Origin of the sequence: Intrasporangium sp. (genome assembly GCF_035280925.1) — a bacterium.
In the GTDB taxonomy this organism is placed as follows: domain Bacteria; phylum Actinomycetota; class Actinomycetes; order Actinomycetales; family Dermatophilaceae; genus Intrasporangium.
Window position 1 is genome coordinate 1 of sequence record NZ_DATEEY010000083.1, and the last position, 9,248, is coordinate 9,248.

Here is a 9,248-nt window from a genome sequence, read left to right on the forward strand (position 1 = left end):
CGACTTCTTCGAGCTGTGGGTCGTCGCCGACTTCGACGTGGCGCGGGCCCAGCGCACCGTGCGGGAGGTGACCCAGCGGCATACGGCAGATGGCTTGTCCGGCGGCCCGGGACGGTTCGTCGCGGCGCAGGTCGACGCGTCGGACTCGGAGGCGGTCTCCGCACTCGCGCGTGAGCACGGGGCGACGCACGTGTTCAACGCCGTCGACCCACGCTTCGTCATGCCCATCTTCGAGGGGGCGCGGGCGGCGGGTGCCGACTACCTCGACATGGCGATGAGCCTGTCGAGGCGACACGAGACCGAGCCCTACTCGCAGACCGGCGTCAAGCTGGGTGACGACCAGTTCGCCCAGGCGCAGGAGTGGGAGGCGGAGGGTCGGCTCGCCCTCGTCGGGATCGGCGTCGAGCCCGGGCTCTCGGACGTGTTCGCCCGCTACGCCGCTGACCACCTCTTCAGCGAGATCGACGAGCTCGGCACCCGTGACGGCGCCAGCCTCGCCGTCCACGACGACGACGGCAACGAGATCTTCGCGCCGAGCTTCTCGATCTGGACCACGATCGAGGAGTGCCTCAACCCGCCGGTGGTCTGGGAGAAGGGCCGCGGCTGGTACACCACGGAGCCGTTCAGCGAGCCCGAGGTGTTCGAGTTCCCCGAGGGGATCGGGCCGGTGGAGTGCGTCAACGTCGAGCACGAGGAAGTGCTGTTGATGCCACGCTGGGTCGACGCCAAGCGGGTGACCTTCAAGTACGGGCTCGGCGACGAGTTCATCGGCGTGCTCAAGACGCTCAACACCCTTGGCCTCGACCGCACGGAGAAGGTCCGCGTCGGCGGAGTGGAGGTGTCCCCGCGCGACGTCGTCGCGGCAGTGCTACCCGAACCTGCGACGATCGGGCCACGCATGACGGGCAAGACGTGCGCCGGACTGTTCGTCACGGGCACCGGCAAGGACGGCCGGCCGCGGCGGACCTACCTGTACCACGTCGTGGACAACGCGTGGTCGATGCAGGCCTACGGTGCCCAGTGCGTCGTCTGGCAGACGGCCGTCAACCCCGTCGTCGCCCTCGAGCTGCTCGCCCGCGGGACATGGAGCGGGAGCGGGGTTCTCGGGCCGGAGGCCTTCGACGCCCAGCCGTTCCTGGACCTGCTCGCCGCGCCCAAGCCGGCGGGCTACGAGTCGCCGTGGGGCCTCGAGGACCGGTGACTGCCCCCACGCGAGTGGGCACGGCCCGCGGTCGCGTGACCAACGACCGAACTAGGCTGGAGCCCATGACAGCAGTGACGCAGCAGTCCGTCATCGACACGGTGCCCAAGGGCCTGTTCATCGCGGGGGAGTGGCGCGACAGCTCCGATGGCTCGTCGCTTGCCGTCGACGACCCGGCGACGGGCGAGATCCTCACCCACGTGGCGGACGCGACAGTCGAGGACGGCCGGGCCGCGCTCGATGCCGCCGTGGCGGCACAGGGAGAGTGGGCCCGCACGCCACCGCGCGACCGAGCCGAGCTGCTGCGAGCGGCCTACGAGAAGATCACCGAGCGGGCGGACGAGTTCGCCATGCTCATGACGCTCGAGATGGGCAAGACCCTCGCGGAGTCACGGGGCGAGGTCACCTATGGCGCGGAGTTCTTCCGCTGGTTCTCCGAGGAGGCCGTGCGCGTCCACGGTCGCTACAGCACCGCCCCCAACGGCGCGACGCGACTGCTCACGATGAAGCAGCCGGTCGGGCCGACGCTGATGATCACGCCGTGGAACTTCCCACTCGCCATGGGGACTCGCAAGATCGGCCCGGCCATTGCCGCCGGCTGCACGATGGTGGTCAAGCCGGCCGGCCAGACCCCCCTGACGATGCTGGCCCTGGCGGACCTGCTCGACGGGCTCGGGCTGCCCAAGGGAGTGCTCAACGTCGTCACCACCAGCCATGGCCGCACCGGTCAGGTGATGGAGCCGATCATCCGGGACCGGCGTCTGCGCAAGCTGACCTTCACCGGGTCGACGGTGGTCGGGCAGCGGCTCATCGAGCAGTCCGCCGAGGGCGTGCTGCGAGTGTCCATGGAGCTCGGTGGCAACGCGCCGTTCCTCGTCTTCGGGGACGCCGACCTCGACCGGGCGGTCGACGGCGCCATGCTGGCCAAGATGCGCAACATGGGAGAGGCCTGCACGGCGGCCAACCGCTTCTACGTCCATGAGTCGGTCTCCGACGAGTTCTCCCAGCGGCTCGCCAAGCGCATGGGCGCGCTGACCCTCGGCCGCGGCACCGAGGACGGGGTGGACGTCGGCCCCCTGGTCGACGAGAAGTCCCGCGACAAGGTCAAGTCCCTCGTCGAGGACGCCGTCTCCAAGGGCGCCCGCGTCATGGTCGGCGGCAACGCGCGCGAGGGGGCGGGGTGGTTCTTCGAGCCCACCGTCCTCGCCGACGTGCCGGCTCATGCGGACCTGTCGCAGGAGGAGATCTTCGGACCCGTCGCGCCGGTCACGACCTTCCGCACCGACGACGAGGCGATCCGGCTGGCCAACGACACCCAGTTCGGTCTCGTCGCCTACCTGTTCACCAAGGACCTGTCCCGCGCGATCACGCTGAGCGAGGCCCTCGAGTACGGCATGGTCGGCGTGAACCAGGGCATCGTGTCCAACCCGGCCGCGCCATTCGGCGGCGTCAAGGCCTCCGGCGTCGGGCGCGAGGGTGGGTTCGAGGGGATCGAGGAGTACCTGGAGACGAAGTACGTGGGCCTGGCCCTCTGACCAGCCGCTCCTCGTCCAGAGTTCGGTGAACGGCCCCATTCGAGGGTTCGTTGTGCTCAAATCGACCTCATGGCAAGCCCTCCAGGACAGACGCCCAACGGACAGGCCAACGGACCGCACTCGGTGAGCAGCCTGCTCAGTGACGTCGACCACGTCCTCCGGCGCGGTCTCCCGGCCGGCGCCAAGGTCCACCCCACGGGCTTCACCGCCCTCGACGCGACGCTGATCGGCGGATTCCGCTCGGGTGAGCTCGTCCTGGTGGGTGGCCCAGCCGGCAACGGCAAGACGACGATCGGGTTCCAGTTCGCCCGCAACGCCGTTGCTGCCGGCGGACACGCCCTCGTGTTCTCCTACGAGCACGAGGCGCACACCCTGCTGGAGCGGCTCATCGCGATGGAGGCCATGGAGTCGCTCGAGGGCGCCGATGCGGTCGACGACTTCGGGATCAGCACGGCGGCGGACGTCCACAGCGTGCGGCGGGCGCTCGAGGCCGGCTCCGGCGGGGCCTCGCTCGATGCGCTGCTCTCCCGGCTGCCGGGTGGGTCCGAGGCGCTCTCGACCCTGGAGGGCTACGGTGACCGGCTCCACGTCCACGAGTCGTCGGGTGCCACCACGACGCTCGATGAGGTCGGCCGCATCGTCCGGGAGGTCACGGCCGCGTCGGGCACCGCGCCGCTCGTTCTCGTCGACTACCTCCAGAAGGTGCCGGTCCCCGGTACGGCTGAGGAGGAGCGCTCGACGGTCGCCGTCGAGGCTCTCAAGGACCTGGCGCTGGAGGTCGGGGCGCCCATCGTCGCGATCTCTGCGGCCGACAAGGAGGCGCTGGCATCCGGCCACCGGATGCGCACCCACGACCTGCGCGGCACGTCCTCCCTGGCCTATGAGGCCGACGTCGTGCTGATCCTCAGCGACAAGCTCGACGTCGTGTCGCGTGACCATCTCGTCTATGACCTGGGCAACATGCAGCGGTTCCGCGACTGGACCGTGCTCACCGTGGAGAAGAACCGGCACGGACGTGGTCACATCGAGCTCGAGTTCGCCAAGGACTTCGAGCACGGGCGCTTCCACACGCGCGGCAACGAGGTCAAGGAACGGCTCATCGACGAACGGGTCTTCACGACCTGACCGTCGCGTCCGGCGTGCCTACCGGTCGATGATGGTGAGGCCGAGGTCGTCGCGCTCGTCGGCGACCTGCTCGAGGATGTCGACGACGAGGGCGTAGGTCTCGGGCGCGCTCTCCCGCAGCTCGTGGGCGTGGTCCCAGACCAGCTCGATGCGTCGCCCATCGTCGTTGGACAGCTCGCGCAGCGCGTCCACGAGGGCATCCCAGTTGTGGCCGAACCACGCGGGCAGCTCCAGAGCCGAGGCGAACTCAGCCAGCACGGAGCGCTTGCCGGTGCCGGCCCGCACGACACGCACGTCGGCGCCATGCGCGACGAGCGTGATGATGTGGTCGTCGACCTCGTCGTGCCGTCCGAGGAACGTCGTCATGTGCCCTCCCGGATCCGGCTGAACGAGTCGTAGTGGTCGTCCGTCCAGTACTTCTCTCCACCGACTCCCGTGACGATCCGGCGCGGGCCGCGGTCATCGGAGCCGGGTGTCTCCACCGTGAACTCTCGGTAGTACCCGCGGCGCTCGCGGGGCAGGATGCCTTCGCGGTTGAAGAAGGTCTGGTTGTCGTTGCGGGGGTGGGGGAAGGGCCCGCCCGCCTCGATCAGCGCGAGCGTCTCACGCGCCTCGGCCGGGAGGGCGGACTCCGCCACCCAGGGCAGTCCCGACACCGGATCCGTTGCGCTGGGGGTCGCGTCATCAGCTGACGTATGCCGCTGAGCTCCGTCCCCGACCGACGTCGCAGTCACGCTTCGGCTGGGCTCCTCGGCGGTGTCCCGCCCCACCGTGCTGCCGTCACCAGCCGCTCGGACGAGGAGCCAGACGACGAGCGTGGCTGCTGCGACCAGCACGAGCATCAGCAGCGCTCTCTGCGTCGTCGTTCGCACGGGCTCATCCTGCCCGCCGCGCGCCGTCTCGGGCGAACCCATGACGCCGTTGGTCCTCGTGGGCCACACTCGGGGACGTGCGCAACCTGCTACGAGGGCTCATCGGCGACCAGCTGCTGCGCCGTCCGGCTCCGGAGCAGCGCGAGCCGCTCGACGTCCACCACCGGGTCCTCATCAACTGCGACCGCAAGGCGGTGTGGGAGGAGCTGGTCACTCCGGCGGTCCCGCTGCTCAGCGAGGACCTGGCCGTGGTGGCCATCCCTGAGGCGCACCTGGCGCCGCCAACCGCTCTCGCCGTGCTGTGGCGTCGACCCAACGGTCGGCTCCGCGCAGGGCTGGGGCTGGTCGTGGGCGCGGAGCCCCCAGGGCTCGTCGTCACCCGGGCGGTCGATGGCTCGGCGCCGATCAGCCTCACGACGACGCTCGAGGAGGTCGCCGAGGGCTGCATCGTCGATCAGCGGCTCAGTGGGATCACGCCGGCGCATGCCACCGAGCTCCGGTCGGCGTTTGCCCTTCTGTGGTTGCAGCGCGGCCTGATCGGCCTGAAGGAGCGGCTCGAGGGTGGGTCGTCCCTCGGTCCGGCCGCGGTGCCCGTGGTTCCCGGAAACGCCGGTGTCGACCCGTTCTCGGCACGCCTCGGGGCCGAGATCGCTGCTCTGGACGCGACGGTGGGAGGGGCGGCGCTCGTCCCGGTGGCCCACGATGAAGCCATCGAGCTGGCCGTCTCACCTGACGCCCTCTGGGAGCTGCTCCTGGACCCCGGATCAGAGCCACTCGTGCGACCGCACACCTTGGGCGTGACGACGGTCGTCGCACCCGGTGCTCCCGAACCGGTCCACGTGGCCCTTCACCGGAGCGATGACGGTCGGCGATCGGTCACCGTCTCCCAGGTGACGGAGCAGGTCCGCCCGACTCGACTCGTCGAGCGCAGCCTGACATCGGAGTTCGAGTCGGCCGTCGTGACGCGGATCGAGCCGACACCCGGGGGCAGTCGCCTCACCGAGTCCCTCGTCGGCTCGCTCCCGGCCGGCGCAGGCTCGCTGTCCGGGGCCGGCCCAGCGGCAGCGCTCCTTCGAGCCCGCCTCGAGGCGATCCGGCGACTCGCCGAGGCGGGGATCCAGCCCCAGCGCGACCCGCGCACCGGCTTCCTGCCCCCAGGTTTCGAGCCGGCCCCAGAGGCCCCGCCGCCTCCGGCGCCGGTTCCGTCACCGGTGCTCCTGCCTCCGCCCCACCTGCCGATCGCGGTCCCTGAGCACCGCCCGCCGAGGAGCGACAACTTCGACGAGGCGTTCACCACGTGGGGCATGCTGTAGCCGCAGCTCCGCGGCACCGGCGCACTACCTTGGGAAGATGCTCGAGACACCTGCAGAGATCGCCTCACTCCAACGGCTGCTCGACGCCTCACACGCCCGGGCCACCGGACACCTGCGTTCGATCATCAACGACGAGCGCAGCCTCGCGGCCGAGGAGCTCGTGCAGCTGCTCCCGGGGATGAAGGTGCTGGCCGCGGCCACCGTGACCTCCCGCGGCGAGCCGCGCATCAGCGCGCTGGATGGTCACTTCCTGCACGGCACGTGGACCTTCAGCACGGACGGCAGCTCGGCCAAGGCAAGGCACCTCGAGCGCCGGCCGGCCGTCAGCGTGGCGCACATCGACGGTGAGGAGCTGGCCCTCTTCAGCCACGGGTCGGCCGAGCTCATGCGACCCGGGCCCGAGCGGGACGAGGTGGAGGCGCACTGGACCGCGCACTATGGCAGCAACCCCTTCTCGTGGGGGGACGACATCCGGATGTATCGGCTGCGGATGACGTGGGCGGTCGCGTACGCCTTCCAGCGGGACGAGCTGCTGCGGGCCCGGGGTGTGGCGCCGACCAGGCCTTGACCTGTGACCAATTGGTCACCTATTGTCGTCTGGTGTCAGACGACGACGCCGTGTTCAAGGCCTTGGCCGACCCCACCAGGAGGCTGCTCCTGGATCGCCTCTTCGAGCGTGACGGCCGCACGCTCGGCGAGCTCGAGGCCGACTGCGACATGACCCGCTTCGGTGTCATGAAGCACCTCAAGGTCCTCGAGGCGGCCGGCCTCGTCACGGCTCGCAAGGTCGGGCGCGAGAAGCATCACTTCCTCAACCCGGTCCCGATCCGGCTGATCCACGACCGGTGGATCAGCAAGTACTCCGAACCGCACGTGTCGGCCCTGGCCGACCTCAAGTCCTCCCTGGAGGAGCACCATGACTGACTCCCTCGTCGGGACGGCCGCTGCTATGCATTCCAGTGGGCAGTCCGCTGCACCGACCACGCAGGTCTACGACATCTTCATCAAGGCCAGCCCAGAGGCGGTCTTCGATGCGATCACGAAGCCGGAGTTCACCCGCCGCTACTTCTACGGCGCCGAGATCGACATCTCGGCGGACGCCTACCGCTCGCACGGGCCCGACGGCTCGGACTGGGGCTGTGGCGCGACGCTCGAGTTCGACCCCCCACACCGCGTCGTCCACGAGTGGCGCTCCGGCTACGACCCGAGCCTCGCCGCCGAGGCCGCCAGCCGAGTCACCTGGGAGATCACCCCGGGAGAGGACGGCATCTCGCGGCTCACCGTGACTCATGATCGCCTCGAGGCGTCGCCACAGACAGCCACGAGCGTCGCCGGGCCGGGCTGGATGCGCGTCCTCAGCGGCCTCAAGACCCTCCTCGAGACCGGCGAACGCCTCACCTGACCCCATCCTCCGCCGCAACACACCGAACATCTGCGAACCCCCCAGGCAAACAACCGCAACGGGTTGACGACTGCTCGGTGTGTTGTGCTGCCGGGGGTGGGGGAGGATGAGCGCGTGACCGATGCGCTCGCTGCCCTGCCCTCGCCGCGCCGGCCGCGCAGGGTCATCCTGCTCGGCTCGACCGGCTCCATCGGGACCCAGGCCCTCGACCTCGTCCGGCGCAACCCCGACCGCTTCGAGGTCGTGGGCCTGTCCGCAGGTGGCAACATCGCGCTCCTCGCGGAGCAGGCCGTGGCTTTCCGGGTCCCGGTCGTCGCGGCGGCCAACGCCACCGACGACGAGCTGTCCGCGGCGATCCGGCACGCCAGCGCCTCCGTATCGCATGAACCCAGCCACCCGGGTTTCGGGGGTCCACGGGGGCGGAGCCCCCGTGTGTCGGAATACGACCCCGAGCTGTTGACCGGCCCCGACGCGAGCTCAGTGTTGGCCGCCCGCCCAGCCGACGTCGTCGTCAACGGGATCACGGGGGCAATCGGGCTCGAGCCCACTCTCGCCGCGCTCCGTGCCGGCACGACCCTCGCCCTCGCGAACAAGGAGTCGCTCATCATCGGTGGGCCGCTCGTCAAGGCCCTCGCGCAGGCCGGCCAGATCGTCCCCGTTGACTCGGAGCACAGCGCCATCGCCCAGTGCCTGCGCGGTGGGCGCGCGGAGGAGGTCCGGCGCCTCGTCGTCACCGCGAGCGGCGGGCCGTTCCGCGGGCGCAGCCGCGGCGAGCTCGCCGACGTCACGCCCGAACAGGCGCTCGCCCACCCGAACTTCGCGATGGGCCGCGTCATCACGACGAACTCCGCGACCCTCGTCAACAAGGGGCTCGAAGTCATCGAGGCGCACCTGCTCTTCGACATCCCCTTCGACCGGATCGACGTCGTCGTGCACCCGCAGCAGATGATCCACTCGATGGTCGAGTTCGTGGACGGCTCGACGATCGCGCAGGCGGGCCCGCCGCGGATGCTCGTGCCGATCGCGCTCGGCCTGTCCTGGCCGCAGCGGATCCCGGACGCCGACGTGCCGTGCGACTGGACCAAGGCGCAGTCGTGGGAGTTCGAGCCCCTCGACGACGAGGCGTTCCCGGCCGTGGCGCTCGCTCGGCGGGTGGGAGAGGCCGGCGGCACCTGGCCCGCGGTCTACAACGCAGCCAACGAGATGGCGGTCGACGCCTTCCACGAGGGTCGCCTGGGTTTCGTGGGCATCGTGGACACCGTTGCAGCAGTTGTGGATTCGTATGCCGCTGAGCCCTGTTCCAGCGCCACCGACCTCACCTTGGACGACGTCCTCGCCGCCGACGCCTGGGCGCGCGAGGCTGCCCGGGCCCGGGTCGGGGGCTGAACAGGGCCGCGTCGATGGGGATGTCGACGGCGTGGATCTCGTTGGTGAAGCCGAGCACGGTCCCGTCGCCGCCGATCGGCTCACTCGAGACCACGACTCCGGTCCGGCGGTCGAGCCCGACGAGCCACCCATCCGGGTACGAGCCACGTGGCCTGACGCCTTCGTCGCCGAACTCCAGACGGTCGGACACCTCGCCCCACAGTAAGGGGCAGCACGAGCACCGCGGCTCGTAGCCCGCAATCGCCTCGGCCCTCGCCCACCATGTCTCGCGCCCGCGCCGTTCCGTGGCGGCCAGCTCAGTGAGGCGTGTGCCCGTTGCCAGCTCGACCGGGTCGAGCATCGCCACCCAGACGTACGACTGCCACATCGGGTCGTCGTAGTCGACCTCGAGGCCCGCCGGTCGGGCGGCGACGA

The 9,248-nt window shown here is 70.4% G+C and carries 10 protein-coding genes and 1 pseudogene; 8 read left to right on the forward strand and 3 right to left on the reverse strand.

The features are described from left to right. The 3 genes from VJN29_RS08815 to VJN29_RS08825 form a co-directional block, all read left to right on the forward strand. Positions 1 to 1,201 (forward strand): saccharopine dehydrogenase family protein (locus VJN29_RS08815; protein ID WP_324143253.1); only part of this gene is annotated, 1,201 nt, incomplete at its 5' end. Positions 1,202 to 1,266: 65 nt separating this feature from the next. Next, positions 1,267 to 2,736 carry an NAD-dependent succinate-semialdehyde dehydrogenase gene (locus VJN29_RS08820; protein ID WP_324143254.1) on the forward strand — a complete coding sequence of 490 codons (1,470 nt, stop codon included), beginning with the start codon at positions 1,267 to 1,269 and terminating at the stop codon, positions 2,734 to 2,736. Between the two features lie 69 nt (positions 2,737 to 2,805). After that, positions 2,806 to 3,861 (forward strand): DnaB-like helicase C-terminal domain-containing protein, encoded by a 1,056-nt coding sequence (locus tag VJN29_RS08825; protein WP_324143255.1) that lies wholly within the window; start codon positions 2,806 to 2,808, stop codon positions 3,859 to 3,861. Between the two features lie 18 nt (positions 3,862 to 3,879). On the opposite strand, the gene VJN29_RS08830 is transcribed toward VJN29_RS08825, so the two are convergent. Both VJN29_RS08830 and VJN29_RS08835 read right to left on the reverse strand, forming a co-directional pair. Then, a complete protein-coding gene (locus VJN29_RS08830) occupies positions 3,880 to 4,227 on the reverse strand; it encodes a barstar family protein (protein WP_324143256.1) in 348 nt (115 codons plus the stop codon). Continuing rightward, positions 4,224 to 4,733 carry a ribonuclease domain-containing protein gene (locus tag VJN29_RS08835; RefSeq protein WP_324143257.1) on the reverse strand — a complete coding sequence of 170 codons (510 nt, stop codon included), beginning with the start codon at positions 4,731 to 4,733 and terminating at the stop codon, positions 4,224 to 4,226. The genes VJN29_RS08830 and VJN29_RS08835 overlap by 4 nt, the downstream gene beginning before the upstream one ends. 77 nt (positions 4,734 to 4,810) lie before the next feature. Here VJN29_RS08835 and VJN29_RS08840 point away from each other — a divergent pair, with 77 nt between their 5' ends. From VJN29_RS08840 to VJN29_RS08860, 5 genes are all read left to right on the forward strand, one after another. Continuing rightward, positions 4,811 to 6,046: an SRPBCC family protein gene (locus VJN29_RS08840; RefSeq protein ID WP_324143258.1), complete on the forward strand. Its 1,236-nt coding sequence runs from the start codon at positions 4,811 to 4,813 to the stop codon at positions 6,044 to 6,046. Between the two features lie 37 nt (positions 6,047 to 6,083). Beyond that, the gene (locus VJN29_RS08845) at positions 6,084 to 6,614 is read left to right on the forward strand and encodes a pyridoxamine 5'-phosphate oxidase family protein (protein WP_324143259.1); all 531 of its coding nucleotides are present in this window, start codon (positions 6,084 to 6,086) and stop codon (positions 6,612 to 6,614) included. Positions 6,615 to 6,646: 32 nt separating this feature from the next. Beyond that, positions 6,647 to 6,970: a metalloregulator ArsR/SmtB family transcription factor gene (locus VJN29_RS08850; protein WP_324143260.1), complete on the forward strand. Its 324-nt coding sequence runs from the start codon at positions 6,647 to 6,649 to the stop codon at positions 6,968 to 6,970. Beyond that, a complete protein-coding gene (locus tag VJN29_RS08855; protein WP_324143261.1) occupies positions 6,963 to 7,448 on the forward strand; it encodes an SRPBCC domain-containing protein in 486 nt (161 codons plus the stop codon). The genes VJN29_RS08850 and VJN29_RS08855 overlap by 8 nt, the downstream gene beginning before the upstream one ends. Positions 7,449 to 7,562: 114 nt before the next feature. Then, positions 7,563 to 8,834, forward strand: coding sequence for a 1-deoxy-D-xylulose-5-phosphate reductoisomerase (locus VJN29_RS08860; RefSeq protein WP_324143262.1), 1,272 nt, complete (start codon positions 7,563 to 7,565; stop codon positions 8,832 to 8,834). Here VJN29_RS08860 and VJN29_RS08865 read toward each other — a convergent pair. Beyond that, positions 8,764 to 9,248: pseudogene (locus tag VJN29_RS08865) on the reverse strand (hypothetical protein); the annotation flags it as partial. The gene VJN29_RS08860 and the pseudogene VJN29_RS08865 overlap by 71 nt on opposite strands.